At 69.6% G+C, this 25,659-nt stretch carries 28 protein-coding genes and 2 tRNA genes; 15 read left to right on the top strand and 15 right to left on the bottom strand.

Annotation, left to right across the window (positions count from 1 at the left end; genetic code table 11):
* The first annotated feature begins 35 nt into the window (after nucleotides 1–35).
* From V6R91_RS23030 to V6R91_RS23000, 7 genes are all read left to right on the top strand, one after another.
* On the top strand, nucleotides 36–518 hold the full coding sequence (locus tag V6R91_RS23030) for a hypothetical protein (protein ID WP_336397230.1): 483 nt from the start codon (nucleotides 36–38) through the stop codon (nucleotides 516–518).
* Nucleotides 511–1,866, top strand: coding sequence for an SGNH/GDSL hydrolase family protein (locus V6R91_RS23025; RefSeq protein ID WP_336397229.1), 1,356 nt, complete (start codon nucleotides 511–513; stop codon nucleotides 1,864–1,866). Before V6R91_RS23030 ends, V6R91_RS23025 begins: the two co-directional genes overlap by 8 nt.
* A gap of 122 nt (nucleotides 1,867–1,988) precedes the next feature.
* On the top strand, nucleotides 1,989–3,272 hold the full coding sequence (locus tag V6R91_RS23020) for an N-acetylmuramoyl-L-alanine amidase (protein ID WP_336397228.1): 1,284 nt from the start codon (nucleotides 1,989–1,991) through the stop codon (nucleotides 3,270–3,272).
* Between the two features lie 11 nt (nucleotides 3,273–3,283).
* Nucleotides 3,284–3,628, top strand: coding sequence for a hypothetical protein (locus V6R91_RS23015; protein ID WP_336397227.1), 345 nt, complete (start codon nucleotides 3,284–3,286; stop codon nucleotides 3,626–3,628).
* Nucleotides 3,629–3,631: 3 nt separating this feature from the next.
* Nucleotides 3,632–3,850, top strand: a complete 219-nt coding sequence (locus V6R91_RS23010; RefSeq protein WP_336397226.1) for a holin — start codon at nucleotides 3,632–3,634, stop codon at nucleotides 3,848–3,850.
* A 181-nt stretch (nucleotides 3,851–4,031) separates the two neighbouring features.
* Nucleotides 4,032–4,286 carry a hypothetical protein gene (locus tag V6R91_RS23005; RefSeq protein WP_336397225.1) on the top strand — a complete coding sequence of 85 codons (255 nt, stop codon included), beginning with the start codon at nucleotides 4,032–4,034 and terminating at the stop codon, nucleotides 4,284–4,286.
* A 351-nt stretch (nucleotides 4,287–4,637) separates the two neighbouring features.
* The gene (locus tag V6R91_RS23000; RefSeq protein ID WP_336397224.1) at nucleotides 4,638–4,853 is read left to right on the top strand and encodes a hypothetical protein; all 216 of its coding nucleotides are present in this window, start codon (nucleotides 4,638–4,640) and stop codon (nucleotides 4,851–4,853) included.
* 46 nt (nucleotides 4,854–4,899) lie between these two features.
* Here V6R91_RS23000 and V6R91_RS22995 read toward each other — a convergent pair whose 3' ends face one another.
* The 5 genes from V6R91_RS22995 to V6R91_RS22975 all read right to left on the bottom strand — a co-directional run bounded on the left by V6R91_RS22995 (nucleotide 4,900) and on the right by V6R91_RS22975 (nucleotide 7,901).
* Nucleotides 4,900–6,165 (bottom strand): tyrosine-type recombinase/integrase, encoded by a 1,266-nt coding sequence (locus V6R91_RS22995; RefSeq protein ID WP_336397223.1) that lies wholly within the window; start codon nucleotides 6,163–6,165, stop codon nucleotides 4,900–4,902.
* A 79-nt stretch (nucleotides 6,166–6,244) separates the two neighbouring features.
* A tRNA-His gene (locus V6R91_RS22990) sits at nucleotides 6,245–6,320 on the bottom strand.
* 36 nt (nucleotides 6,321–6,356) lie between these two features.
* Nucleotides 6,357–6,983: an oligoribonuclease gene (gene orn / locus V6R91_RS22985; RefSeq protein ID WP_231820984.1), complete on the bottom strand. Its 627-nt coding sequence runs from the start codon at nucleotides 6,981–6,983 to the stop codon at nucleotides 6,357–6,359.
* A gap of 41 nt (nucleotides 6,984–7,024) precedes the next feature.
* Nucleotides 7,025–7,096, bottom strand: a tRNA-Arg gene (locus tag V6R91_RS22980).
* A gap of 511 nt (nucleotides 7,097–7,607) precedes the next feature.
* Nucleotides 7,608–7,901 carry a hypothetical protein gene (locus tag V6R91_RS22975; RefSeq protein ID WP_271061831.1) on the bottom strand — a complete coding sequence of 98 codons (294 nt, stop codon included), beginning with the start codon at nucleotides 7,899–7,901 and terminating at the stop codon, nucleotides 7,608–7,610.
* A gap of 82 nt (nucleotides 7,902–7,983) precedes the next feature.
* Between V6R91_RS22975 and V6R91_RS22970 the strand changes: the two genes are divergently transcribed.
* The 6 genes from V6R91_RS22970 (at nucleotide 7,984) to V6R91_RS22945 (ending at nucleotide 12,883) form a co-directional block, all read left to right on the top strand.
* Entirely contained in the window at nucleotides 7,984–8,610 is a 627-nt protein-coding gene (locus tag V6R91_RS22970; RefSeq protein ID WP_231820982.1) for a LysE family translocator, read from the top strand.
* Between the two features lie 91 nt (nucleotides 8,611–8,701).
* Complete coding sequence (msrA, locus tag V6R91_RS22965) at nucleotides 8,702–9,226, top strand: peptide-methionine (S)-S-oxide reductase MsrA (protein WP_336397222.1); 525 nt, start codon at nucleotides 8,702–8,704, stop codon at nucleotides 9,224–9,226.
* A gap of 131 nt (nucleotides 9,227–9,357) precedes the next feature.
* Nucleotides 9,358–9,849 (top strand): single-stranded DNA-binding protein, encoded by a 492-nt coding sequence (locus V6R91_RS22960; protein WP_271063145.1) that lies wholly within the window; start codon nucleotides 9,358–9,360, stop codon nucleotides 9,847–9,849.
* A gap of 70 nt (nucleotides 9,850–9,919) precedes the next feature.
* Complete coding sequence (locus V6R91_RS22955; RefSeq protein ID WP_336397221.1) at nucleotides 9,920–10,435, top strand: DUF6993 domain-containing protein; 516 nt, start codon at nucleotides 9,920–9,922, stop codon at nucleotides 10,433–10,435.
* Nucleotides 10,436–10,704: 269 nt separating this feature from the next.
* On the top strand, nucleotides 10,705–12,384 hold the full coding sequence (ettA, locus tag V6R91_RS22950) for an energy-dependent translational throttle protein EttA (protein ID WP_067243251.1): 1,680 nt from the start codon (nucleotides 10,705–10,707) through the stop codon (nucleotides 12,382–12,384).
* A 7-nt stretch (nucleotides 12,385–12,391) separates the two neighbouring features.
* The gene (locus tag V6R91_RS22945) at nucleotides 12,392–12,883 is read left to right on the top strand and encodes an acyl-CoA thioesterase (protein ID WP_336397220.1); all 492 of its coding nucleotides are present in this window, start codon (nucleotides 12,392–12,394) and stop codon (nucleotides 12,881–12,883) included.
* Between the two features lie 51 nt (nucleotides 12,884–12,934).
* Here V6R91_RS22945 and V6R91_RS22940 read toward each other — a convergent pair whose 3' ends face one another.
* Nucleotides 12,935–13,819 (bottom strand): acyl-CoA thioesterase, encoded by an 885-nt coding sequence (locus V6R91_RS22940; protein WP_067243253.1) that lies wholly within the window; start codon nucleotides 13,817–13,819, stop codon nucleotides 12,935–12,937.
* 66 nt (nucleotides 13,820–13,885) lie between these two features.
* Between V6R91_RS22940 and V6R91_RS22935 the strand changes: the two genes are divergently transcribed.
* The gene (locus V6R91_RS22935) at nucleotides 13,886–14,557 is read left to right on the top strand and encodes a hypothetical protein (RefSeq protein WP_336397219.1); all 672 of its coding nucleotides are present in this window, start codon (nucleotides 13,886–13,888) and stop codon (nucleotides 14,555–14,557) included.
* Between the two features lie 26 nt (nucleotides 14,558–14,583).
* Here V6R91_RS22935 and ptsP read toward each other — a convergent pair whose 3' ends face one another.
* The 6 genes from ptsP to V6R91_RS22905 all read right to left on the bottom strand — a co-directional run bounded on the left by ptsP (nucleotide 14,584) and on the right by V6R91_RS22905 (nucleotide 20,107).
* Entirely contained in the window at nucleotides 14,584–16,242 is a 1,659-nt protein-coding gene (gene ptsP, locus V6R91_RS22930) for a phosphoenolpyruvate--protein phosphotransferase (RefSeq protein WP_336397218.1), read from the bottom strand.
* A complete protein-coding gene (locus V6R91_RS22925; protein WP_336397217.1) occupies nucleotides 16,239–16,520 on the bottom strand; it encodes an HPr family phosphocarrier protein in 282 nt (93 codons plus the stop codon). Before V6R91_RS22925 ends, ptsP begins: the two co-directional genes overlap by 4 nt.
* Nucleotides 16,521–16,576: 56 nt before the next feature.
* Nucleotides 16,577–18,046 carry a PTS ascorbate transporter subunit IIC gene (locus V6R91_RS22920; protein ID WP_271061804.1) on the bottom strand — a complete coding sequence of 490 codons (1,470 nt, stop codon included), beginning with the start codon at nucleotides 18,044–18,046 and terminating at the stop codon, nucleotides 16,577–16,579.
* 26 nt (nucleotides 18,047–18,072) lie between these two features.
* Nucleotides 18,073–18,348: a PTS sugar transporter subunit IIB gene (locus V6R91_RS22915; RefSeq protein WP_067243258.1), complete on the bottom strand. Its 276-nt coding sequence runs from the start codon at nucleotides 18,346–18,348 to the stop codon at nucleotides 18,073–18,075.
* Nucleotides 18,345–18,836, bottom strand: a complete 492-nt coding sequence (locus V6R91_RS22910; RefSeq protein ID WP_336397216.1) for a PTS sugar transporter subunit IIA — start codon at nucleotides 18,834–18,836, stop codon at nucleotides 18,345–18,347. Before V6R91_RS22910 ends, V6R91_RS22915 begins: the two co-directional genes overlap by 4 nt.
* Before the next feature lie 116 nt (nucleotides 18,837–18,952).
* Entirely contained in the window at nucleotides 18,953–20,107 is a 1,155-nt protein-coding gene (locus V6R91_RS22905; RefSeq protein ID WP_067243260.1) for an ROK family transcriptional regulator, read from the bottom strand.
* Nucleotides 20,108–20,198: 91 nt separating this feature from the next.
* Here V6R91_RS22905 and V6R91_RS22900 point away from each other — a divergent pair, with 91 nt between their 5' ends.
* Nucleotides 20,199–22,295, top strand: coding sequence for a transketolase family protein (locus V6R91_RS22900; protein WP_336397215.1), 2,097 nt, complete (start codon nucleotides 20,199–20,201; stop codon nucleotides 22,293–22,295).
* Here V6R91_RS22900 and V6R91_RS22895 read toward each other — a convergent pair.
* The 3 genes from V6R91_RS22895 to V6R91_RS22885 are packed head-to-tail and all read right to left on the bottom strand — an operon-like array spanning nucleotide 22,268 to nucleotide 25,574.
* Nucleotides 22,268–23,932 (bottom strand): FAD-binding dehydrogenase, encoded by a 1,665-nt coding sequence (locus tag V6R91_RS22895; protein ID WP_336397214.1) that lies wholly within the window; start codon nucleotides 23,930–23,932, stop codon nucleotides 22,268–22,270. The genes V6R91_RS22900 and V6R91_RS22895 overlap by 28 nt on opposite strands.
* On the bottom strand, nucleotides 23,929–24,384 hold the full coding sequence (locus tag V6R91_RS22890; RefSeq protein WP_231820974.1) for a globin: 456 nt from the start codon (nucleotides 24,382–24,384) through the stop codon (nucleotides 23,929–23,931). Before V6R91_RS22890 ends, V6R91_RS22895 begins: the two co-directional genes overlap by 4 nt.
* On the bottom strand, nucleotides 24,381–25,574 hold the full coding sequence (locus V6R91_RS22885) for a mechanosensitive ion channel family protein (RefSeq protein ID WP_271061808.1): 1,194 nt from the start codon (nucleotides 25,572–25,574) through the stop codon (nucleotides 24,381–24,383). Before V6R91_RS22885 ends, V6R91_RS22890 begins: the two co-directional genes overlap by 4 nt.
* Nucleotides 25,575–25,659: the final 85 nt, after the last annotated feature.

Raw genomic sequence — 25,659 nt, 5'->3', positions numbered from 1 at the left:
CCCGTTGTGGTCACAAATCAATAGAGGGGGCGGCTATGCCCATTGTTTCCGGGACGTTGTCTGACGTGATGTCGTTCCCCCTGGCGGATCGTGCACCGATCCTTCGGTTCCATCTGCGTACCGAGGTGGGGGACCTGGCGCTCAGGGGAGACCGGTTGCTGTCCGCTGACCCGGTGGACGCGACGATCACCGGCACGGATTGGCAGATCAACATCTTCGCGACGACGGGGAACATTCCGCCGTGTTGGTACGAGCTGGAGTTGATCGAGCTGGACCGGGAGGGGAACTTCTCTCGGCATTGGTGGTGGGGTTCGAGGATTCACGTCCCTTCGGGTGGTGGGTCGTTCCCTGAGTTGCCTGGTGGGCCGATGTCGCCGGAGTCGGTGTGGGTGGGGCTGACTCGTCCGCCGAATGGGTGGCGGGGCTACTGGCTGTATTCCCCGTCGACGCAGAACGGCGAAGTGATGCCGCTGGACGATCCGGATATCGGGTCATTGAGGAGGGCGCAGCGTGGCTGATATCTACCCTGAGCTGACGAACATTCGTGGGCCGGCTGCACGGATCACGTCGGTTACTGCGGAGAGTGTGCCTGCGGATCAGGCGGCTTCCGTTGTCATGTCGGGACCGGATCAGAACCGTCACTTCCACTTCCGGACCCCTCGGGGGCTCCCTGGTGTGAACGCGGTCGCCGCGGACTCTGCAACGGCAACGTATGTGGGCCAGACGGACACGGAGACGTATGCAGCGGTCGCGAACCGGATGGAGGAGTACCGGCGCACCGTACCCGCGTATGTGACTGCGGCGGGAATGATCCCGGAGTACTCGGTCGAGTACGACCCGTCGTTGCGGTTGTTCAACGGGTCCGCCGCGGACCTTGTCGACATGATCACGAACATTGCGTGGTCGAAGCAGGGGTACATCCGCACGAACATCCTGTTCATCGGTGACTCGAAGACGGCCGGTTCCGCGGTCGGGTACGAGGGCTCGGTGCCGTTGAACTTCATGCGCATGGCTGGCGCGTTGGATGGTGTCGCGTTCGCGGCGCATGCGGTGTCGTCGGCGCCCGATGGTCGCTGGTCCGGTGTGACAGGGTTCACCGCTACGGGCACGTCGATGCATCTGAACGCCGCGGTTGGAGTGAACACGGCGAAGTTCCAGGGAATCCGTCGTGCGACCGGGTTGCGGTTGCTGTGGAACTCCCAGTCGGCAACGTTGGCGTCGCATTCGGTGTCGTTTGACGGGGCAGCGGGTGTCCCGTTGGCCCCGGATGGTGTGCTGACGGCGCCTGGCGCAACGACCGGTTACTACTACAAGGACTTCACCGGGGCTGACGCGAACCACTCGTTGGAGTTGACCATCAACATGACCGCGGGGAGTTTCCAGCTCCTCGGGATTGAGTCGTTGCACGGTTCTACGGGCGTCACGGTCACGAACGCGGGCCTGCATGGGTCGTTCATCTCGGGATGGGATCCGACGTCCACGTCTCGTCTGGGTGTGTTGAACGCGACTGCTGGGATCGTGTCTCAGCTTCCGGGACGCCGCGTTGCGATCGTCCAGTTGGGGACGAACGTTTCCGCGGATATGCCTGCCGGTTATCGGGCGCTCGTTGAGCGGTTGCGGGTCCTCGGGTATGAGGTGCTGATCGTCGTCCCTGGAGGGGTGCAGAACACTGCCGACCGGATCACGTTGAAGCGCGCCTTGTACGACATCGCCGCAGACCTCTCGATGCCGTTGGCTGACTTCAACGACCTCATCGGGAACTCGATCGCGGCTGATCGTGGGTACATGGCTGACACGTTGCATGAGAACGCGCGTGGGTATCGGTATGAGGCGTGGTTGTTGTGGCGGATCCTCTGCGGCTCATGATTCCCGTCCCTCTGGCCCCGCGACCTGCGGGGCTTCGTCTTTGAGAGGAGGCCCGGATGGCTGAGTATCCAGGTGCTTCACGTGCGGGCCTCTCTCCGAACCGGAACGTACGACTCGGCAGCGTGCAACTGTTCATCACGCACCACTACGGCGGGACAACAGCCCCGGAAGTCGCGTGGGAACGGTTCATGCGCGCGAACGACCGTGCGGTTTCTCCGAACTACCAGATCAACGCGGATGGCACTGTGTGGGAGGTCGTCCCGCCGCGGCACTACCGGGCGTGGACGACCGGTGGGATTGACCACTTCGCGGTGACCTGTGAGACGCAGAACACGTCCGGGGAACCGTCCTGGGGTATCTCCCGCGCATCACATGAGGCGATCGCTCGCCTGTTCCTCTGGACGCATCAGACGTTCGGCGTGCCTTTGCAGCGCGGGCACGTCGCGGACGGGAACCGGATCGTGACCCCGGGGATCGTCGGGCACAACGAGACTCCCGCGGGACGTGAGACCGGGACGTTGTGTCCTGGCCCGTCCATGGACATCGACTGGATCATTGCCCGGGCTCGTCAGCTCGTGGAGAAGGGGGGACTCGTGCCCCGATACCCGAACGGTGAGGCGCCGTTGGATGTGCTGGTGTCACGTCCGTCCGCGTCGAAGGATTTCTGTCTGATGTTTCCTGGCACGGCGGTGAAGTATGACCGGCTGGTGCAGTTGGGCCGGGCGCGGTACGGGTGGACTCCGCTCGTGTCCGGACCAGACGACGCATACCGGCGCCTGTCTGTGCAGATCGAGTACAAGCGCATCTACGGCGGGAACGCCGCAGCCCCCGGCTACTCGTCGCACGGCGGATGGTTCGAAGGGGCAGAGACGGGCGCGCTCGACATCGGCAACTGGGGCGACATCGGGCAGGACGCGTTCTACCAGCTCGCCAGTGACGCCGGCTTCGTGCCCGGCTACTTCGACTGGGAGCCCTGGCACATCATCGACTACACCCCGTGGGACGTTCCGGCACGCCCGGCGCCCGTGACTGTCCCCGAGGAGGACGACATGCTTGCACTGAAGATCGGCATCGGAGGCACGTGGCACCTGTGCACGCTGGGCCTCGGCGTGTTCCGACACTTGATCAGCTCCGACGACCCCGAGCGCATCAAGAACATCATCCGCGCGGACGACAAGTGGCTGGAGACGGACGGTAACGAACTGCCGAAGCTGCTCCAGACCTACGGATGCGACCTGAACATCTGGGATGTCCGCAATGGCGCGTTCGTGGTCTACGACCCGCGGGATGGGTCCGTTCGGTCAGGGAATATGTGGGCTGCGTGGAACGTGAACCGCAACAAGCCGCAGACGGTGGTGAAGTCTGCCGCGACTGCTGCCTACGAGAAGGCCCTTTCGGCCGCATGATGCCCGCGTGGTTGACGGACCTGTTCAACGTCGCCCCATGGGTGGCTGCGATCGGGGTGATCGTTTGGGTCGGGTTCAAGGTCGCCCCGTTCGTATTGAAGCTCGTCCACTTCATCGATGACGTAGCCGGCGAACCCGCACGGCCTGGTGTGGATGCACGCCCCGGGCTGATGGAACGCCTTCAGGCAGTCGAGGACAAGCAGGACGACCTCACTGCGGCCGTGAAGGTCGTGCAGCACGAGGTGACCACGAACCACGGGTCGTCCCTGAAGGACTCCACTAAGCGGCTTGAGGGCCGGGTGGACGCCATCGAGGGCAAGTTGAACGACCTCCACGAGAGGTATGTGAAGGAGTAGAAGATGAGCAAGTACGCAAACAAGGCGTTCTGGGTGGACACGTTTGACCGGGCCGTGTCGACGGTCGCGCAGTCCGCCGTGGCGGTCCTGACCGCGAACGTCACCGGGCTGCTGGACGTCGACTGGACTCAGATGGCATCCGTCGCTGGCCTCGCCGGCCTGGTGTCCGTGCTGACCAGTGTCGCGTTCCGCGGCAAGGGCGAAGAGACGCCCACCCCGTAGTCATAATGCGTGTATGAGTAACGCCCCCTCCTGATTCGTCGGGAGGGGGCGTTCTTTGCGTAGAAACACGAAGGCCCCCGTCCATAGGGGGCTTCGTGGGTTCTGGGTCCCGAGTCAACGGGCAGCGTTCCCAGGACCCCCGACGATAGCAGATGTCCGAGGGGCGAGGGAAGATGCCGGGGTGAAGTGGCACCCGATCTTCCTCACCGAGGAACCCACCCCGGGCGTGTGGACGATGAAGCACCCGACCGAGGACGCACCGTTCGGGAAGATCGAGCTGCGCCGCGTCGACGGTGGGCTCAGGTACAAGGTGCAGCTCTACGGGAAGGTCATTGGTTGGGCGACCGAGCTATCCACGGCCACGGAACGGTTGTGGGAGGCGTACACCCGTGACGTCGGGACACGGCACCAGGGGCCGCCCAACGGCGGACGCTGAGAAACCTCACGAAACCTGGTGATACCTGCTGAACCCGAGGTAGACTATGGATACCTCATCCACCCACACAAGGAAAAGGGCGACCAGCTGCTACTGGCCGCCCGGTGACTCACCATCACCTCATGAGGTTTTGGATCAGGGTAAGAACTCCTACCAGGACGAGCATCACGTCAATGACATCTCGGCCGGTGGGAGTTCTTCGTTTCTGCGAACGTCCCATACGCCACCACCTCCTATCCCTTGGCCGGTTGCCAAGATCACTGTGGGTGTGACGGTCAGGGGTTTGCGGCTACCGGTCGATAGAAGGTCCGCTCATCGTAGCGTGTCCGTGGCTTGGAGGATCATGACCCCATGACCCCGGAAGCCCTCCTCGCATTCGAAGCCGCCCACCCAGGCCACACCGCCCACAAGGAAACCCTGCTGCTCCGACGCGGGTGGAACGTCGCCCGCTACTACCTACTCCTCGACCGGGCCGCGAGAGAACACCCGGAACTGGACCCGATCACCGCGCACCGGGTACTCACGCCCGGACGCCACACCCGGTTCCACGCGAATCGTGTCGCGTAAAAGAAGAGCCCCCACCCGCTGATTGGGTGGGGGCTCTCTTTGTGTTTCAGGCCTCGTCGATGACCTCTGCGAACTCCAGGTCCGGTTCGTCGTCCTCTGGTGAAGGTAGCTCGCCCATGGCCGCGGGGGCGATGCCGGCGAGAGTGTTCGCGACAACGGTGGCCATCTGTTCGTGGGCATCTGGCACCAGATGACCGTAGGTGTCGACTGTCGTGGTGATCTTCTCGTGTCCGAGGCGAGCCTGAATGTAGGGGAGGGGGACTCCGCGACTGATCAACCAGGATGCGTGTGTGTGTCTGAGGTCGTGGATGTGCGGTGCCGTTCCCAGCGGTACTAGCCCGGCCTCCGCGCACTGGGCCTTGTCCGTCGCCTTCGCCACCGCCCGACTCCACACTCGTTCGGAGAAGTTCGCGTGGCGTACCCGCTTGCCCGTCTGCCCAGAGAAGAGAAGTTGCGCGGGATCGCCGGGCTTACCGAGCGCGGCCACAAGGTCCGGAAATAGGCTGATCGTTCTCCGCGCCTTGGAGGACTTCGGGTGCTTCAGCACCGATCCGCCTCTCACGCCGCGCTTCCAGGCCTTGGTGACGCGTGCGGTCTGAAGCTCTGCGTCAAGCGTGAGATCGCCCCATGTCATCGCGGTAGCTTCGCCCCAGCGACATCCCGTTCCGGCGAGGAAGAGGACGAGGGGCCGGTGCTTCTCGGGGATGAAGTGCAGTAGCGTCGCGAACTCGGCCGGCGACAGGAAGACCGCCTCCCTCTTCAGGCCCTTCGAGAGCCGCGTGCCGTGAGCGGGGTTGTCGGTTCGGTGCTTTGCCTTCACGGCTGCGGCGAGAACGGACGAGAGGTTCGAGTGCGCGTTCTTGACGGTCTTCGCAGACACCAGGGCGCGTTCGTCCTCGGGCTTCTTCCTGTCGCGATAGACGGTCTGCTGCTCCTGCCATGCGACCCATTGGCCGATGGTCTTTTCGGTGATCGCATCGACCGGGTAGTGCCCGAGGAACTTCAGGTACGTCCGGTCGGCCTCGCGCTGGTAGCCCTCGCGAGTGCCGTCCTCGATGCCGGTCAGCAGACCGCTGGCCGGGTCAAGGTACTCGGCCACCCAGTCGCTGAGCGTGGGAGTCTTGCGGTCCTGCCGGCGGGCGAGGAGGACTTCCTTGGCTTGCGCGCTCCCGACGACCTTGATGTGGTCGCAGAACTCTTGCGCGCCGTCGAACGTGGAGAAGGTCTCCGTGGTCACCGACCCGTTGAGCCTGTACTGCACGCGCCAGCTCACCGAGCCGTCGCGGTTCTTTCTTGCCTTCGGATTAGGCATGCTGCCCCCTGATGTAGTCCCGCGTGTAGTCCTGGCCTACCAGAGGCCACCGACATCCGCGTGATTACGGGGCAAAACTTGGGGTGAGTAACGGGACTTGAACCCGCGACCCCCTGGACCACAACCAGGTGCTCTACCGACTGAGCTATACCCACCATGTGCCTGCCGGAGCAGGCAACCAGAAAAGTCTATTACACGTTCGGGGCGAACTCTGACACGACGTCCTGGGAGAGCGACTTGGCCTCGTCGCTGGAGGGCCCCGGCTCGGTCACGAACACCGCGCGACGGTAGTACTGGAGCTCCCGGATCGACTCCAGGATGTCGGCCAGGGCGCGGTGTCCGCCGTCCTTCGCGGGGGCCTGGAAGAACACCCGCGGATACCACCGCCGGGCCAGCTCCTTGATGCTGGAGACATCGACGTTCCGGTAGTGCAGGTACTGGTCGACCTCGGGCATGTACTTGGCGAGGAACATCCGGTCGGTCCCGATCGTGTTCCCGGCAAGAGGGGCCTTGCGCTCCAGCGGGACGAACCGGCGGATGTACTCGAGCGTGCGCTCCTGCGCCTGTGCGAGCGGGATCCCAGAGGGGATCTCGTCCAGCAGGCCCGAGGTGCGGTGCATCTCCGTCACGAACTCGCCCATGTTCTCGAGGGCGGCGGTGCTCGGCGCGATGACGACCTGGAAGCCGGGGTCCACGGGACGAAGCTCGAAGTCCGTGATGACCACGGCGATCTCGACCAGTTCGTCCACCTCGAGATCGAGGCCCGTCATCTCGCAGTCGATCCAGACGAGCCGGTCGTTCTCGGAGGCTGAAACCATGCCTCCATCCTAATGACGTGGTCGGACACGCCGTCGGGTCGTCCCCCAGGCACGATTCGAACGTGCGACCGGCGACTTAGAAGGTCGATGCTCTTCCGCTGAGCTACTGGGGGTCGAGACCCAGGTTACCGGCTGTCACGTTTCCTCGTCGCGCTCGGCGACGCGACGAGAGGAGCGCCAGGATCGCGCATACTCCCGTCGTCGTCGGCGACACGGTTCGCAGGGGCATCCGCGGCGCCCCTTCGCGCCTCCGCCATGAGGCACCGGCTCCTGTGCCGGCACCGAGAACGTGACGCGATCGACGGTCCCGGAGATCCCCGCCTGGAACTTCCTGTGCCCGCCGCGGCGTGCCGTGCGGCGCCGGTGGCAGTTCGCGCAGACGACGTCGCATTTCTCTATCTCTTCCGCGATGCTGCGCCACGACCTCGTCGACGCGCCGACGGCGCGTGCGATCTCGAAACGCTTCTCGAACCCGGGGAGGTGATCGAAGTCCAAGACGACGGGATCCGTCTCTCCACAGTCCACGCACGGGTGGTTCCGGAGATGGGCCAGCACACGCTCGAAGTTGCGCTGACGGTGGATCGCCTGGGCTTCTCTCAGGCGCTGTCCACGGCTGGGCACGGTCTAGAACCGGAGGGCGGCGACGGCGTCGTCCGCCGACCAGAACTCGCCGACGAGGCGGAAGGCTCCGGTCGCGAGGTGCAGACGCTCGGCGCGGTAGCGCACGCCGAGCGGATCCGGTGCGACGCGAAGGTGCCCGCGGATCGTGCCCCGCTCGTCCAGGACCCGCCACAGGCGTTCGCCGGCGGGCTGGAGGGTCTCTCGTGCACGGGACAGGGCGGGTGTCGCCCAACGGACGGCGGGGACGGCGGGCGAGGTCGCGGTCGCGCTGCGGCCACGCGGGGTGTGAGGGGTCATGATCACTCCTTTCGTCTTCGAACATAAGGACGACCACCGACATTCGCGGATGCGCGCCGCGCCGCATCTCTACACTGACGTCGTGACGTGGACGATCTGGCTCTCCCTGCTGTTCGCGTGCGTGGTGATCAGCTTCACGCCGGGCGCGGGGGCCATCAACACGATGACCAACGCCCTGAACGAGGGGTGGCGGCGGTCATTATGGGGGATCGCCGGGCAGCAGCTCGCCCTCGTCGTGCACGTGGCGATCGTGGCCGCGGGGGTGGGGCTGCTCGTCTCCCGCTCGCCCGTGGTCTTCGAGGCGATCCGCTACCTCGGTGCCGCCTACTTGGTGTTCCTGGGCGTCCGACTCATCGTCGCGAAGTCGGACGACGTCGACGACGCCGCCGAGATCGCCCGTCCGCGGGAGAGCGCGTGGTCGATGCTCCGCCGAGGGTTCTGGGTGAATCTGCTGAATCCGAAGGCCATCGTGTTCTTCCTCGCGTTCGTCCCGCAGTTCATCCGGCTCGATCGGGAACCCTGGGGGCAGTATCTCGTGCTGATCGGCACCGTCGTCGTGGTGGACGTCGCCGTCATGTGGTTCTTCTTCGCCGCCGCGGCGGGTCCGTTCCGGCGCTGGACCCGGACGGCGCGCGGACGGCGCCGGCTCAACACGGTCTTCGGGGCGCTGTTCATCGGGGTCGCGGCGCTCCTCCTGGTGGTCCATTGACTCCTCACAGGAAGGACGACCCGGAGGCGGCGGGGAAGGGCGTAGCGTGGAGGACGCCGCGGGCCGGAGGGCGTCGCGGGGAGAGGAACTGATGGAGACCTTCGTGCTCGCCGGCGGCTGCTTCTGGTGCCTGGACGCGGCGTACCGTCCGCTCCGGGGCGTCGAGTCGGTGGTGTCCGGATACACCGGGGGGACCGTGGCGGATCCCGGTTACGAGCTCGTCTGCACCGGGACCACCGGTCACGCCGAGGCCGTGGCGGTCACGTTCGACCCCGACGTCATCCCGTCGGAGGTTATCCTCGACGCCTTCTTCACGATGCACGACCCGCGCCAGCTCAATCGTCAGGGCAACGACATCGGGACCCAGTACCGCAGTGCGATGTTCCCCGGGGACGATCGGCAGCGGGCGCTGTTCGAGGCCGCACGCGATCGCGCCGCCGACCTCTGGGACGGTCAGCCGGTGACCACCATCGAGCCGCTCGGCACGTTCTACCCGGCCGAGGAGTATCACCAGGACTTCTTCGCGAAGAACCCGGGCCAGGGGTATTGCCTGGCCGTGGCGGTGCCCAAGGTCAACAAGGTGCGCGCCCGGTTCGCGGAGTACCTGCGGGACTGAGTCTCCTCCTCCCCGGCGGGCGGATCCGGCCCGTTATGCACGGTTCCCGGATCGGCGTCACGCGCCGTGGACGGGGCGACCACTCTGGACAGCACCCGGCGGTCCCGCCGGCACGACCAGAGGAGCGACACATGACGGACACCATCACCGTGGCGGGCACGATCGCGACGGAACCGCGGCTGGAACGAACGCCCACCGGCGTCAGCGTGCTGAAGTTCCGGCTGGCGAGCAACCTCCGCAAGCGCGACGCCCGGACGGGGGAGTGGGTGGACCTGTCCACCAATTGGTACGCGGTGTCCGCCTATCGACGCCTGGCCGAGAACGCGGCGCAGTCCCTCCGCAAGGGGACGAGCGTCGTCGTCCACGGACGACTGCGGATCCGGGACTGGGAGAGCAAGGACGGCCAGCGCGGCACGAGCGCGGACCTGGAGGCGGACCTGCTCGGATCCGACCTCCGTTTCGGGACGAGCGTCTACACGAAGAACATCCGGGCGGTCGAACCGCCCCGTGAGGCGACACCGCGGCACGAGCCCGCTGACGACTCCCCGCAGCGGGGCGCGCAGTCCGGGGCGGCGGACGACTGGGCCGCAGTCGGGGCCGGCGCGGGTCAGACCCCGTTCTAGCCGGGCGCCGCCGCGGGGCGGCGGCACTCACGCGCAGGGGCTTCGCAGGTGGCCCGCATAGACTCGGACCGTGCTGCGCTCCGTCTCGTCCACGCTCTCGCGCGAGCCCCGTCGGCTCGTCACTTCCGTCGTCGCGGCGACCGCAGCGCTCCTGCTGCTCGCCGGGTGCACGGGGCAGCCGGCGGAGGACACCCGCACGACGCCGCCGGCGGAGCCGACCGCGACGGCGGAACCGGCCCCGGCGGGGCCCGCGCTGGTGCCGGAAGGGTCCGCCGAGGACAATCTCCCCTTCTTCCAGTCGATCGTGGCGCAGGTCTGGGCGTCGGAGCAGCGCGTCTCCAGCCGGGCGTACGTGGACGCCCTCACGGCCGCGGGGTTCAACCGCGCCGACATGCAGGTGACGAAGGACATCTCGACCGTCGAGTACGCGGCCGAGAGCATCCTGTTCTCCGTCCGCTGGGGAACGGACCAGTGCCTGATGGGGCAGGTCGGGCCGTCCACCGGGGACCAGCCGGTCACCGCCGTCATGCCCCAGCTCGCCGAGGGGCGCTGCCTCGTCGGCGACACCATGCCGATCGACTGGTGACGCCGGGGCGCCCCCGCCCCGTCCGGCCCGCCCCCGGTCGTTGAGCGAGGAGCGCAGTACGGAGACGAAACGCGCCCCGCCCGGGTCACCACGTTTCGTCTCGCTGCGCTCGCTCAACGACCGAACACCGAACCCGCCCCCCCCGGGCGGCGTTCGACACGGGGCGATCCGCCGGTAGGCTGGAGAGTCGTTCATCCCCGCGCGTGACGCCGGGGGAGACGCCGACATCCGAGTCGGCGGAAACATGCCGACAGAGGGAGTGCTTCTTCGTGGCCGAATATATCTATTCCATGGTCCGCGCCCGTAAGGCGGTGGGCGACAAGCTGATCCTGGACGACGTGACCATGGCGTTCCTGCCCGGCGCGAAGATCGGCATGGTGGGCCCGAACGGCGCCGGCAAGTCGACGATCCTCAAGATCATGGCGGGCTTGGACACGCCCTCGAACGGCGAGGCGAAGCTCACCCCCGGCTTCTCGGTCGGCATCCTCATGCAGGAGCCCGAGCTCGACGAGTCCAAGACGGTCCTGGAGAACATCCAGGACGGGATCGCGATCAAGGCGAAGGTGGACCGCTTCAACGAGATCTCCGCCCTGATGGCGGACCCCGACGCGGACTTCGACGCGCTGCTGGCGGAGATGGGGACGCTCCAGGAGGAGATCGACGCCGCCGACGGCTGGGACCTCGACTCCCAGCTGGAGCAGGCCATGGACGCGCTGCGGACCCCGCCGGGCGACGCCGCGATCGGTCCGCTGTCCGGTGGGGAGAAGCGCCGTGTGGCGCTGGCGAAGCTCCTGCTGCAGAAGCCCGACCTCCTGCTCCTGGACGAGCCCACGAACCACCTCGACGCGGAGAGCGTGCTGTGGCTCGAGCAGCACCTGCAGGCCTACAAGGGCGCTGTCATCGCGATCACCCACGACCGATACTTCCTCGACCACGTCGCAGAGTGGATCGCCGAGGTCGACCGCGGCCGTCTGATCGGCTACGAGGGCAACTACTCGACGTACCTGGAGAAGAAGGCCGAGCGCCTCGACATCCAGGGCAAGAAGGACGCCAAGCTCGCGAAGCGCCTGAAGGACGAGCTCGAGTGGGTCCGCTCCAGCGCCAAGGGGCGCCAGACGAAGTCGAAGGCGCGTCTGGCGCGCTACGAGGAGATGGCGGCGGAGGCGGAGCGGACGCGGAAGCTCGACTTCGAGGAGATCCAGATCCCCGCGGGTCCGCGCCTGGGCAACGTGGTGATCGAGGCGAAGAACCTGAAGAAGGGCTTCGACGGGCGCTCCCTCATCGACGGGCTGAGCTTCAGCCTGCCGCCGAACGGGATCGTCGGTGTGATCGGACCGAACGGCGTCGGCAAGACGACGCTGTTCAAGACGATCGTCGGCCTGGAGCCGCTCGACGGCGGCGACCTGAAGATCGGCGAGACCGTCAAGATCAGCTACGTCGATCAGTCCCGCGCGAGCATCGACCCGGACAAGACCCTCTGGGAGGTCGTGTCGGACGGCCTCGATTTCATCACCGTCGGCAAGACGGAGATCCCGTCGCGCGCCTACGTCTCCAAGTTCGGGTTCAAGGGCCCGGACCAGCAGAAGAAGGCGGGAGTGCTCTCCGGCGGTGAGCGCAACCGGCTGAACCTCGCCCTCACGCTCAAGGAGGGCGGCAACCTCCTGCTCCTCGACGAGCCCACCAACGACCTCGACGTCGAGACCCTCTCCTCGCTGGAGAACGCACTGCTGGAGTTCCCTGGCTGCGCCGTGGTGATCACGCACGACCGCTGGTTCCTGGACCGCATCGCCACGCACATCCTGGCCTACGAGGGCACCGACGAGAAGCCCGACCAGTGGTACTGGTTCGAGGGCAACTTCGAGGCCTACGAGCAGAACAAGATCGAGCGTCTCGGGCCGGACGCGGCGAAGCCGCACCGCTCCACGCACCGCAAGCTCACGCGCGACTGAGCCGGCGATGCCTGAGTCCCCGGCCGAGCTCCGGCGCCTGCACGTCCCGATCCACCTGCGGTGGGGGGACCTGGACGCGTTCAACCACGTCAACAACACCTCGATGCTCAAGCTCCTCGAGGAGGCGCGGGTGCGGGCGTTCTGGCGTCCGGGCGGCGGCGAGCACGCACCGGCGACGGCCGTGCTGGACTCGGGCATCGACGCCGGCGTGCTCACGCTCGTCGCCCGGCAGGAGATCGAGTACCTCGCGCCGGTGCCGTATCAGCGGCACCCGCTCGAGGTGCAGATGTGGTTCGGCAAGCTCGGCGGATCGAGCATCGAGGTCTGCTACGAGGTGTTCAACGACCCGTCTGCCGTGGAGCGGGTGCTCTACGCCCGCTCCACGGCCGTGATCGTCCTCGTCAACGCCGCCTCGGGACGGCCGACGCGGATCACCCCGGAGATGCGGTCGGCCTGGGAGCCGTACCTCGGCCCCTCGATCGCGTACGCCCACCGCTGACGCCGGCGGTGCCGGCCCTTCCGGGGACAGGGCGGTCGCTCAGCCGCCCGGTCACAGGCCGGGGACGCGCACCATGATCTCCTGGGCGACGGTGGCGACGAGCACGCCCTCGCGGGTGTAGATCCGCCCCTGGGCGAGTCCTCGGCCGCCGCGGGCGTTCGGCGACTCCTGGACATAGAGCAGCCACTCGTCCACGCGCCCGGGACGATGCCACCACATGGCGTGATCGAGGCTGGCGACCTTCAGGCCCGGGGTCTGCCAGGTGACGGCGTGCGCACGGAGGATCGACTCCTGGATGGTCATGTCGCTGAGGTACGCGAGCGCGGCGCGGTGCAGCGCGGGGTCGTCCGGGAACGGGGCGCGCATCCGCATCCACACGGCCTGCCGGGGCTGACGGGCTCCCTCGACGGAGGCGTACAGCGGGCCCTCCACATGACGCACATCCGCCGGGCGCTCGGCCAGGAGACGACGCGTGACCGGGTGATGGTCGATCCCCTCGACGGCGTCGTCCGCGGGCAGGTCCTCGGGAGCGGGCACTCCCTCCGGCATCGGGACGGCGTGCTCGATCCCCGGGTCCTCGTCCTGGAACGACGCGATCATCGAGAAGATGGGCACACCGTTCTGATAGGCCTGCGAGCGACGGGTCGAGAAGGACCGGCCGTCGTGGATCCGGTCCACCGCGAACGTGATCCCCTGGGACGCATCGCCCGGCCGCAGGAAATAGCCGTGCATTGAGTGCACCACGCGGTCGTCGGGCAGGGTGCGTTCGGCGGCGATGAGCGACTGCGCGAGCACCTGCCCGCCGTAGACACGGCCGGTGGGCATCGCGTGCGACGAGCCGGTGAAGATGTCCTCGGTCGTGCGTGCGTCCGACCCGTCGAGATCCAGCACGTCGAGGAGTTGCCGGACCGATCGGCGGGCGTTGTCGGCGTTCATCGAGACCCTTCGTCGCGGGGGAGCGGAGCGAATCCGGAGGCGGTGTCGCTTGGTAGTTTAGGGCGGGTGCCGACCCCTCTGATCCTCGCCGACGCCGATACGGCGCGCGACGCCGTGACCTTCGCCTCCCGCGCCGTGCGCGCCGCCGACGAGGGCGTGCGATTGCAGGCCTCCGAAGGGGTGCTCGTGATGACGGCCGCGGCGCTGGCGCCGCAGGGGTTCTTCGACTCCACCCCGACGATCCTCGCGCTGCGGGTGCTGCGCGCCGATCCGGAGCTCCAGTGCGACATCGTGGTGTCCGAGCTCGGCGAGACCGACGATCCGCGCGCTCTGGCGTTGCCGGAGACCGGTCTGGCCCCCGCATGGGCCGGGGTCTCCCCGCCGCGGGGCGGGTGGGACCAGGTCGGCGAGCTGGGCGCCGACCTGATCGCGCAGCGTGCGCAATGGGGGATCTCGGCGGTCGCCCACGGCACACCTCCGGGCGCCGGCGAGGAGGCGGTCCGCGCGCTTCGCGCGCGGGTCTGGGGCGAACCGGATGAGGACCTCCTGGACCTCCCGCGCGGTGTGGCCTTCGCGGCGCACGCCTTCGGATTCATCTCCGGGGCCGAGCAGGTGCGGGTGACGCGGTCCGGCCGCTGGACGCGCCTGGCGTTCCGCCGGGGACACGTGCTCGCGCGCGGCCCCGTGGCGACCGGGCTCACCCCGGTGCGCTCGACCGGCGCAGCCGCGTCGTCCTGAGTCGACGCATCAGTGGGCGGCGCCCGTCACCCGGACGCCGCCACGACGGCCTGCGCCGCGGCCTTCGCCGCTGCGGCGTCCTCTGCGGCGAGGGCGGCGACGGCTGCTCGCTCCGCCTCCGTCCGGGTCACGCGCGACAGCGCGAGGCGGACGTCGCCGATCGCTGAGGGAGCCATCGACAGGGTGCCCGCGCCGAGCCCGACGAGCACGACCGCGAGCAGAGGATCGGCGGCGGCCTCGCCGCAGACGCCCACGGCGCGACCGGCCGCGCGTCCGGCGACGCCCACCTCGCGGACGAGGCGGAGGACGGCGGGGTGCCAGGGGTCCTGAAGGGACGCGACCGTGCCGAGCTGGCGGTCGGCGGCGAGGGTGTACTGCGTCAGGTCGTTCGTCCCGATGGACGCGAAGTCGGCATGGCGCAGGATCCGATCGGCGATGAGCGCGCTGGACGGAACCTCGATCATCACGCCGGCGGCGCGGATCCCGTGCTCATGGGCGAGGGCGGCGAAGTAGGCGGCCTCCTCGGCGGTGGAGACCATGGGCGCCATGACCCAGAGCTCGACCTCGCTGTCCGCGGAGGCCACCGCGAGCGCTTCCAGCTGCGTGCGCAGGATCTCCTCGTGGGCACGTAGGGCGCGAAGACCGCGTCTCCCGAGCGCAGGATTCTCCTCGCCGCCGTCGGTGAGGAAGGGCAGGGGCTTGTCCGCCCCGGCGTCGAGGACCCGGACGACGACCTTCTTGCCGGCGAAGGCCCGGAAGAGCTCGCGGTAGGCGGCGACCTGGTGATCGCGCGTCGGCGCGTGCCGAGCACCGAGGAAGAGGAACTCCGTGCGGAAAAGCCCGACGCCTTCGGCGCCGAGCCGCGCGGCCTCCGGCGCCTCGGCCGGGGACCCGAGGTTGGCCAGCAGCGGGACCGGGTGGCCGTCGGCGAGGACGCCGGGCCCGGTCGCACCGGCACGCGTCCTCCGCTCGTCCGCACGCCGCTCGGCCTCCTCGCGCTCCTTCGGGCCGGGCGCGACCACGACGGCGCCCTGGGCCGCATCCACGATCACGGTCTCCCCGTCCACGCAGGAGCTGACGTCCCCGACGGCGACGACGGCGGGGATCCCCATCTCGCGCGCGAGGATCGCGGTGTGCGACGTGGGGCCGCCGTCCGCGGTCACCAGGGCGAGCACGGTGGCACGGTCGAGTCCCGCCGTGTCCGCCGGCGCGAGATCGCGCGCGACGAGCACGTACGGCTCGTCGCGCACGGGCAGACCCGGCGCGGGGCGGCCGCGCAGGGACGCGAGCACGCGGCGGGAGACGTCCGTGAGGTCGGCGGCGCGCTCCCCGAGGTACCCGCCGATGCCGGCGAGCTGTTCCCGGAACTCGGCGATGGCCGCGTGGACCGACCACTCTGCGGTGGCTCCGGCGTCGATCCGTGCGTCGATCGCCTCGGAGAGGGTCGGGTCCTCGGCCATCATCGCCTGAGCCTCGAGGACCTCCGCGGCCGTGCCCTCTGCCGCGGCGGCCCGGGCGGTGAGGTCGCCGACCGTGGCGGCGATGGCCTCACGGGCCCGCGCGCGCTCCGCATCGGCCCCCAGGGCGCTGTCCTCGTCGACGGGGTCGGGCTCCGGTTCCGCCATCCGGGCGACGGGCCCGACCGCGACGCCGAGCCCGATCCCGCTCCCCGAGAGCCGCGTCATTCGCCGCCGCCGTCGTGACCCTCGGTGAGGACCCGCTGGAGGCGGTCCAGGACCGCCTCCGCATCGCTTCCCTCCGCCGTGAGCGTGACGGTGTCGCCCTTTCCGGCACCGAGGGAGAGAAGCGCCAGGATGCTGGCGGCGTTCACCGGCTTTCCCCCCTCCGTCGCGACCGTGACGGTGATCCCGGCGTCCTTGGCGGTCTGCGCGAACTGCTTCGCAGGCCGGGCGTGCAGGCCCTCCTCGGCGAGGATCGTGATCGTGCGGGTGTGCTGTGTCATGGGGCCGTTCCTTCCTGTCGGCGGGACGCGCTCAGGTCGCGCCCCGCCGGTCGCGGTCATTTCGTGGCGGATGCCTGCGCGGACTGTTCGGCGAGGTAGGCGTCGCGCTTGGCGCCGGGCACCCAGCCGCCGTCGACGACCTTGCGCTGCCACACCGACGCGGCCGCGACCAGGACGACGGCGACGGCGACGCACAGGATGACGCCGAGGAGCGTCGGACCCATGACGCTCACGCCGATGACGGTGCCGAACCAGCCGAAGTCGGCGTCTCCGAACGTGCTGTTCGCGAAGCCGAACTCGCCCATGACCAGCAGGAGGACCGCGGGCAGGATCGTGATGATGATGCCGTTCACGAAGCCCCCCGCGACGGCGCCGATGCGCCCGCCGGCGGCGTTGCCGAAGACGCCGGCGCCCCCACCGGTGAAGAAGTGCGGGACCATGCCCGGGAGGATCAGCGCGAGACCGAACATCGGGTTCAGCCACACGGCGAGGAGCACGAGGGTGAACAGGCCTCCGACGAACGAGCTGATGAACCCGATGAGGACCGCGTTGGCGCCGAACGGGAACACGATCGGGACGTCGAGGGCGGGCTTCGCGCCCGGCACGACCTTCTCCGCGACGCCCTGGAAGGCGGGGACCAGCTCGCCCAGCACGGTGCGCACGCCGTAGAGGATGACGGCGACGCCGACGCCGAACTGCAGGGCCTGTCCGAACCCGGCCATCACGGCGGCGCCGCCGTCGGTGCTGCCGAGCAGCTCCAGCGTCTTCTCGGGGGCGGCGATCAGCCCCCAGACGACGAACACGAGATAGATGAGCACCATGGACAGCGCGGTGGCCACCATCGAGTCGCGCAGGAAGCTCAGTCCCTTGGGGAACCGGATCTCCTCCGTGGAGCGGCTGCGCCGCCCGACGGCCTGGCCGACGGCGCCCGCGGCGATGTACCCGGCGCTGCCGAAGTGCCCCATCGCGATCGTGTCGTCACCGGTGATCTTCTTCATCCACGGCTGCGCGAACGCGGGCATGACGACCATGATCACCCCGAGCAGGACGGCACCGACGATGACGACGAGCCAGCTCAGCTCCTCACCGAAACCGACGGTGAGGACGACCGAGATCATCAGGGCCATGAACACCATGTGGTGGCCGGTCAGGAAGATGTACTTGAGGGGCGTGAACCGCGCCAGCAGGAGCATCACGACGAAGCCGAGGACGAGCACGTACGCGCTCGTCGCGCCGTACTTCTCCGAGGCGATCGCCGTGATGACCTCGTTGGTGGGGATCACCCCCTGGGCTCCGGTGACCTCGAGGATGAGTTCGCCGAGGGGCGCCAGGGAGGCGACCACCACCCCGGCGCCGGCGCCGAGGATCAGGAAGCCGAGCGTCGCCTTGAGCGCACCGCCGATGACCTGACCGGTGTTGCGCCGAAGGGCGATGAGCCCGATCGCGGTGATGATGCCGATCAGGTATGCGGGGACGTTGAGTATCTGCTGTCCGATGAAGTTCAGGACCACGACCAGCCACTCCATTGGGGCTCCAATCGATCTGAGGGGGACTACTTGGCCAGGAACGCGGACAGCTTGTCCGTGATCTCCGCGACGTCGGTGAAGTTGGAGATGACGATGACCTCGGTGGGGACGTCGCCGATCTCCTCGGCGAGCTCGGCCGAGGTGAGCACGAGGTTCGCCATCCGCGCGGCGCCGCGGGCGCTGCCGATGTCGGCGGCCTCCACCTCGGCGTCGACGTCCAGCGCGCGAAGCGCCTTCTCGGCGTTCATCTTCAGCAGCACGGAGGTACCGATGCCCATTCCGCACACAGCAACGATCTTCATTTCGTGTCTTCCTCTCGGGTCGGGGTGCGGCCGGTGTCCGGGGCCGTGCCGGCGAGGATGGCACGCACCTCGGCGGGGGTCGTCGCGGACAGCGCCGCGCTGAGCACGTCGTCGTCCGCGAGGACACCCGCGAGCGCGGCCATGGCCTCCAGGTGCGCGTCGTGGTCCACCGCGGCCAGCCCGACGACGAGGCGCACGGGATCGTTCGCCTCGCTGCCGAACTCCACCGGTTCGGCGAGCCCGACCCAGCTGAAGCCCGTACCCAGGACCGCGGCGGAAGGACGCGAGTGGGCCAGTGCGAAGCCGGGGGCGATCACGATGTACGGTCCGTGCTTGTCGATCGCGGACAGCATCTCGGCGGTGTAGGCGTCCGTCGTGATCCCGCGGGAGACGAGCAGGTCCCCGGCGAGGGTCACGGCCGACCGCCAGTCGCTCGCGTGCGCGCCCGTGCGGATCGCTGACTCGGGAAGATGGTCGGCGAGCGTCATCCTGCCTCCTTGCTGAACGCCGGCGGGGACGATGCGCTCCGCCTCGGATTACTTTTGCATAGTTCTATACGAAAGCGCCAGATCTCTGGCCCGACACGCCCGCGCCTCGGCGGCGTTCAGCTCCGGGTGAGCTCGCTGATCCGATCCGGGGCGAACAGGGCGTCGAGGGCCAGGGCGGAGCCGCCGCGGACGCCGGCCTTCTCGGCCAGCCGCGCGCGCTCGACGACCAGTCCCTGTCGCGAATAGGCGTGAGCCGAGCCGAACAGGGAGCGACGGATCGCCCCGACATAGAGGTCGCCGGCCTCGGCGAGGTTCCCGCCGATGACCACGGCCGACGGGTTCAGCAGGCCCACCACGTCGGCGAGGGCGTATCCGATGGTCTCGCCCGCCTCGCGGATGAGCCGCTGCACCTCGGCGTCGCCGTCCGCCGCCAGGGCGACGATCTCGGCGCTCGTGCGCACCCGGATGCCGGAGGCGGACAGGTCGTCCCGGATCGTGCCGCCGCTCGCGACGGTCTCCAGGCGCCGCAGCGGATCGCTCAGGCGGGCGCGCAGAGGGGCGCTGAGCTGGCCGGCGCCTCCGCGGCTGCCGCGGACGATGCCGCCGTCGAGGACGAAGGCGCAGCCGAGGCCGATCCCGGACTTCACGACCACGAGGTCCCGGTACTCGGGCCAGCCGAACCGCGCCTCGCCGAGCGCGAGGATGTTCACGTCCCGGTCGACGGCGACGATCACGTCGTCGCCGAGCTCGGTGAGGTAGTCCACCACGCGGACGTCGTCCCAGCGCGGGTCCAGCTGCGGGCTGCCCAGCCGCCCGGTCGTCGGATCGACCGGACCCGGCACGCCGATGCCCACCCCGAGCACGTCCGACACGGGTCGGCCGAGGCCGCGCAGCAGGAACTCGAACACCTGTCGCGACCAGCTGAAGATCTCCTCGGGGCCGTCGAAGAGGCCGATGTCGGCCTCGTCCTCGACGAGAACGCCGCCGTGCAGATCGGTGATCGCGACCCGGGTGTGCGAGCTGCCGATGTCGATGGCGAGGACCAGCCCGCGGTCCTTGTCGACCGCGAACTCCTCCCGCGGTCGCCCGCCCCCGCTCGCGCGGGAGCCGGCGTGCACGATGAGCCCGGCGGACAGCAGCTCCTCCAGCCGGCGCTCCAGCGTCACACGAGACCAGCCCAGGGCGTCGAGGAGGTCGCGGCGGGTCGTGGCGGCGCCGGACCGGATGAGTCCGAGGACGACGCCGGACCCGGTCGCGGAGGCGTGGGTCATCGCTGCTCCCTGAGTGATCGCGATCGGACGATTGACTTATGACTATTTCTATACCAAAGTGTCCCGCATGGTTGCCTCTCCATCCTCCTCCATGCCCGCCGACCACCTCGTCCACCGCGCCGTCGTCGGCGCTCGTGACGTCGAGGAGGAGCGCGCCGTCAGGGCGGCCATCGCCATCCCGGCGGTGGCGGTGCAGCGCAAGGGCCACGGCCACGCGGGGACGGCCATGGCGATGGCGCCGGTGGCTCACGTGCTCTTCCAGCGGATCCTCCGGCACAACCCCGCCCACCCGTCATGGACGGGGCGGGACCGGTTCGTCCTGTCGGCGGGTCATGCCAGCCTCGTGCTCTACACGCAGCTCTTCCTCACCGGCTACGGGCTGACGATCGACGACATCGCGGCGAGCCGCACGCTCGGCGCGCGGACCCCCGGTCACCCGGAGCTCGGGCACACCGCCGGCGTGGAGATGTCGACCGGACCGCTCGGGCAGGGGGTCGCCAGCGCGGTCGGGATCGCCCTCGCGATGCGCCGCGACGAAGCGCTCCACGGCGCGGGCGCCGGTCTGTGGGACCGCACGGTGTTCGTGCTCGCCGGCGACGGATGCCTTCAGGAGGGCGTCTCCGGCGAGGCCAGCAGTCTGGCGGGCACGTTGGGCGTCGACAACCTCGTCCTGATCTGGGACGACAACGGGATCACGATCGACGGCGGGACCGACGTCGCGTTCGGCGAGGACGTCCGCGCCCGGTACCGCGCCTATGGATGGCGCGTGCTCGAGGTGGACGATCACCGCGACCTCGTCCAGATCGAGCGCGTCCTGACGGACGCCCGAGAGCGCCAGGGCGCGCCGACCCTCGTCGCCGTCCGCAGCGTCATCGGCGCCCCGGCACCGCATCGATCCGGGCTCCCCGCCGCGCACTCGGGCGGGCTGGGCGCCGAGGAGACGCAGGCCGTGCTCGAGCTCCTCGGGTACCCGTCCGGAAGCGGCCTGGAGGACCTGGTCGACGACGGGATCCTCGCCACGACCCGGGCGGCCCTCGCCCGCGGGGAGGAGCTCGAGCGGACGTGGCAGGAGGACGAGGCGCAGTGGCGGAACGCTCACCCCGGGCTCGCCGCCGCGCGGGACCGCCTGGCGGCCTCCTCGGCGGTGCCGACGGTGCTCGGCGCGCGCGACCCCGACGCCGCGGAGGCCCTCGCCGTGCTGGATGGACTCCCCTTCCCCGAGGCGGGGGAGCCGGTGGCGACCCGCAAGGCCAACGGGCAGGTGATCGCCGCCCTGCAGCAGTGGGGCGGGCTCTGGGGCGGATCGGCGGATCTGTCGGAGTCCACGAACGTCGCGATCCCGGGCGACGCGGTCTCAGCTGCGGCCCCGGGCGGAGCCTTCCTCCCCTTCGGCATCCGCGAGCATGCGATGGCGGCGATCCTGAGCGGCATCGCGCTCCACGGCCTCTGGCGGCCGTTCGGCTCCACATACCTGGCGTTCAGCGACTACCAGCGCCCCGCGATCCGCCTCGCCGCGCTCATGGGGCTGCCGACGGTGTACGTCTACACGCACGACTCGGTCGCGGTGGGGGAGGACGGGCCGACGCATCAGCCGGTCGAGCAGGTGGCGTCGCTGCGGACGGTGCCGGGACTCGCCGTGATCCGTCCGGCGGACACGGCCGAGGTGATCGGCGCGTGGCGTCGCCTGCTCAGTCGCCCGTCCGGGCCGGCCGCCCTGGTCCTCTCGCGGCAGGCTCTCCCCACCCTGCCCGGCGGCGCGGAGGCTTCGCGGCACACGGCTGACGGCGGGTACGTCCGGTGGCAGCACGACGCCGGGGACGACCTGGCGCTCCTGGCGACCGGCAGCGAGGTGGCGGTCGCGGTGGCGGCCGCCCGCGTGCTCGCGGTCGACGGCGTCGCGGTCCGCGTGGTGTCGCTGCCGAGCCTGGAGTGGTTCGCGCAGAGCGACCCGGCGTGGCAGGAGGAGGTCCTTCCGGCGTCGGTGTCCGTACGCGTCGCGATCGAGGCGGGTCGCGGGGACGGCTGGTATCGCTGGGTCGGTCGGGACGGACGCGTCGTTAGCGTCGAGACGTTCGGCGAGTCGGGAGCGGGGGAGGAGATCCTGGCGAGGCAGGGCATCACCCCGGAGCACGTGGCCGACGTGGCCCGCGGGCTCCTCGCTCAGCGCGCGGCGGCCCGCCCGGCCTGACGGCCCGAGAAGAGACATCCGCCGAGGAACGTCCCTTCCAGGGCGCGGTAGCCGTGGACGCCCCCGCCGCCGAAGCCGCTTGCCTCGCCCGCGGCGAACAGGCCGGGGATGGCCGAGCCGCCGGCGTCCAGGGCCCGGCCGTCGAGATCGGTCTGCGCGCCGCCGAGCGTCTTGCGAGTGATCACGTGCAGCCGCACGGCGATCAGCGGGCCCGCCGCGGGATCCTGGAGACGGTGCGGCGCGGCCGTGCGGATGAGGCGGTCGCCGCGATAGGCGCGCGCCGAGCGCAGCATCGCGATCTGGGCGTCCTTGGTGAAGTCGTTGGACATCTCGCGGTCGCGGGCCACGACCTCGTCGCGGACCCGATCCGGGTCGAGGGCGTCGCCTCCCGGCAGTTCCCGCATGCGGGCGATGAGGCGTCCGAGGTCGTCCTCAACGACGAAGTCCTCGCCGCGGTCGAGGAACGCCTGGACCGGGCCGGTGGGCCCCTTCCCGATCCGCGAGCGCAGCAGCAGCGCGACGTCCTTGCCGGTCAGGTCCGGGTTCTGCTCGCTGCCGGAGAGCGCGAACTCCTTCTCGACGATCTGCTGCGACGTCACGAACCACGAGTGGTCGTAGCCGGTGCCGCGCAGGTGCGCGAGCGTGCCCAGCGTGTCGAACCCGGGATACAGGGGAACGGGGAGCCGGGCACCGGTCGCGTCCAGCCACAGCGAGGAGGGTCCCGGGAGGATGCGGATGCCGTGGCCGGGCCAGACGGGATCGACGTTGCGGATCCCTTCCACGTAGTGCCACATGCGATCGCCGTTGACGACCCGGGCGCCGCCGTCCGCGGCGATCTGCAACCCGGATCCGTCCACGTACGCCGGCACCCCGGTGAGCATGTCGGCGGGAGGCGCGCCCAGCGAGGCCGGCCACATCCTCCGCACGAGGTCGTGGTTTCCGCCGATGCCCCCCGACGCCAGGATCGTCGCGCCGGCGTGGATCTCGAAGGCGCCGACGATGTCACGGGAGGAGGGGACGCCGCGCGCCGACGGCGAGCTGGCCAGGACGTCTCCGCGCGCACCGGTCACGGCGCCGTCCGTGACGACCAGGCCCGTCACGCGGTGGCGGGGCAGAACCGTGAGGTGACCGCGCTTCTCCGCCTCGGCGACCGCGTCCGCGAACGGCGCGACGATCCCTGGGCCGGTGCCCCAGACGATGTGGAAGCGCGGGACGGAGTTGCCCGGCCCGGTGGCGCCGTAACCGCCCCGCTCGGCCCACCCGACGACGGGGAAGAAGCGCACGCCGCGCTCGTGGAGCCAGGCGCGCTTCTCGCCGGCGGCGAACTGCACGTACGCCTCGGCCCAGCGCCGCGCCCACTCGTCCTCGGGCCGGTCGAACCCCGCGGTGCCGAACCAGTCCTGCCGCGCGAGGTCCAAGGAGTCGTGGATCCCCATGCGGCGCTGCTCGGGCGAGTCGACCAGGAAGAGCCCGCCGAAGGACCACCACGCCTGTCCGCCGAGGTTCGTGCGCGGCTCCTGGTCGACGATGACCACTCGCCGCCCGGCCGAGACGGCCTCGGCGGCGGCGACCAGACCCGCCAACCCCCATCCGATCACAAGGACGTCGGTGGAGCGGATGGCGGGTGTCGTGGTCATGGGGTCTCCGTCGGCCTCTGCGCGGCGCGGGTCTCCAGAGTCGGCCGGCCGGCGGCCTGCGGACCGATCCCCGCGGGTTCCATCGTGTTCACCATCGCATACGCGGCGCGTTCGAGGTAGTCCCAGAGCGTCGCGTCGTGCAGCGGTGACAGCTTCGCCTCGTCGAGTGCCGTGCGCATGCAGCGCAGCCACCGGTCGCGCGCGTCCGGATCGACCCGGAACGGCATGTGCCGCATCCGCAGCCGGGGATGCCCGCGCTGCTCCCCGTACGCGGTCGGACCTCCCCAGTACTGCTCCAGGAACATCCGGAGGCGGTCGGCGGCGGGCCCCAGGTCCTCCTCGGGGTACATCGGCTTGAGGACCGGATCCTGCGCGACCTCTCGGTAGAACACGTCGACGATCGTGCGGAACGTGTCCGCGCCGCCGACCTCCTCGTAGAACGTGAGGGTCATGGCTTCTCCTGATCGCGGCCGTCGTCGGTGCCGTCGGCCGCGCCGCCGTCCGGGCGCGGCTGGTTTCCCTTCGCGTGCCCCGACCCCTTCTTCGGCGCAGGGGCCGGCGGCTTGGTCGGTGACGGGGGAGTGGGCGTCGGGTCCTGTTCGGGCTTGCGCCGGCGCCAGAAGCCCCGCTCGGGCACGCCCGTCACCGCCGTGGGCCGGGTCTGCGGCGGGTTCGCACCGCGCACCCGCCGGGCACCCTCGGGGCCGGTGAGCTGCACCGACGCGAGGCTCGGGAGCGCGACGCCGATCTCCGCAATCGCGGAACGCAGCCGACGACGCAGCTCCTGCGCCACGTCGTCCATGGCGTTCGCCCGCGTCTTGATGACGATGCGCACGACCAGCGCCTCGCCGTCGACGGCCTCCAGGCCCCACAGCTCGGGCTTCTCCACGATTCGCGTGCGCCACTTCGGGTCCTTCGCGAGGCCCTGGGCGGCGGAGAGCATCGCTTCCTCGACGGCGGCGACGTCGGCGTCCGGTGCGACCCCGACGTCGACGATCGCACGGGCCCAGCCCTGCGACATGTTGCCGATCCGGGTGACCTCGCCGTTGCGCACGTACCAGAGGGTGCCGTTGACGTCGCGGACCTGCGTCACCCGCACGCTCACGTACTCGACGACGCCCGTGGCGAGCCCCAGGTCGACGACGTCGCCGATCCCGATCTGGTCCTCCGCGACGATGAAGAGGCCGTTGAGCACGTCCTTGACGATGTTCTGCGCGCCGAAGCCGAGACCGGCGCCGGCCGCGGCCGTCAGGAGGGTGAGGGATCCCAGCAGATTCGGGGCGAGGATCGTCACGACGATCATGATCGCGACGATGCCGAGCATCACGTTGACGATGTTCTGCAGGATCGTGCCGAGGGTGCGAGTGCGCTGCACGAGGCGCATGTCGGCGAGCGGGGACCGTTCCAGGGCCTGGGTGTCCGTGACGCGTGCCTTGTTCTTGGCGCCGTCGACGATCCGGCGCACGACCCTCCGGATCACGAGGCGCAGCACGTAGGCGGCGAGGACGCAGCCCGCGATGGCGAGCGCGCACCAGAGCAGGTTCATACCGGCGGCGCCGAGGCCGTTGAGGAACTGCTGCCAGAGGGTCAGCGCCTCTTCGGTGACGTCTTCCGTCGAGGGGGCGGTGGGGAGGATGTGCATCGTCACGATCCTAGTTCCGGGCACCTCGGCGGAGACTGAGGATCACGGGGGAGAACGACGGGGCCGGACGACGGATCGCCCGGCC

The organism is Microbacterium sp. CCNWLW41 (assembly GCF_037083505.1).
The sequence above is the reverse complement of the archived record's forward strand: the minus strand, read 5'-3'. Positions and strand labels throughout refer to the sequence as shown.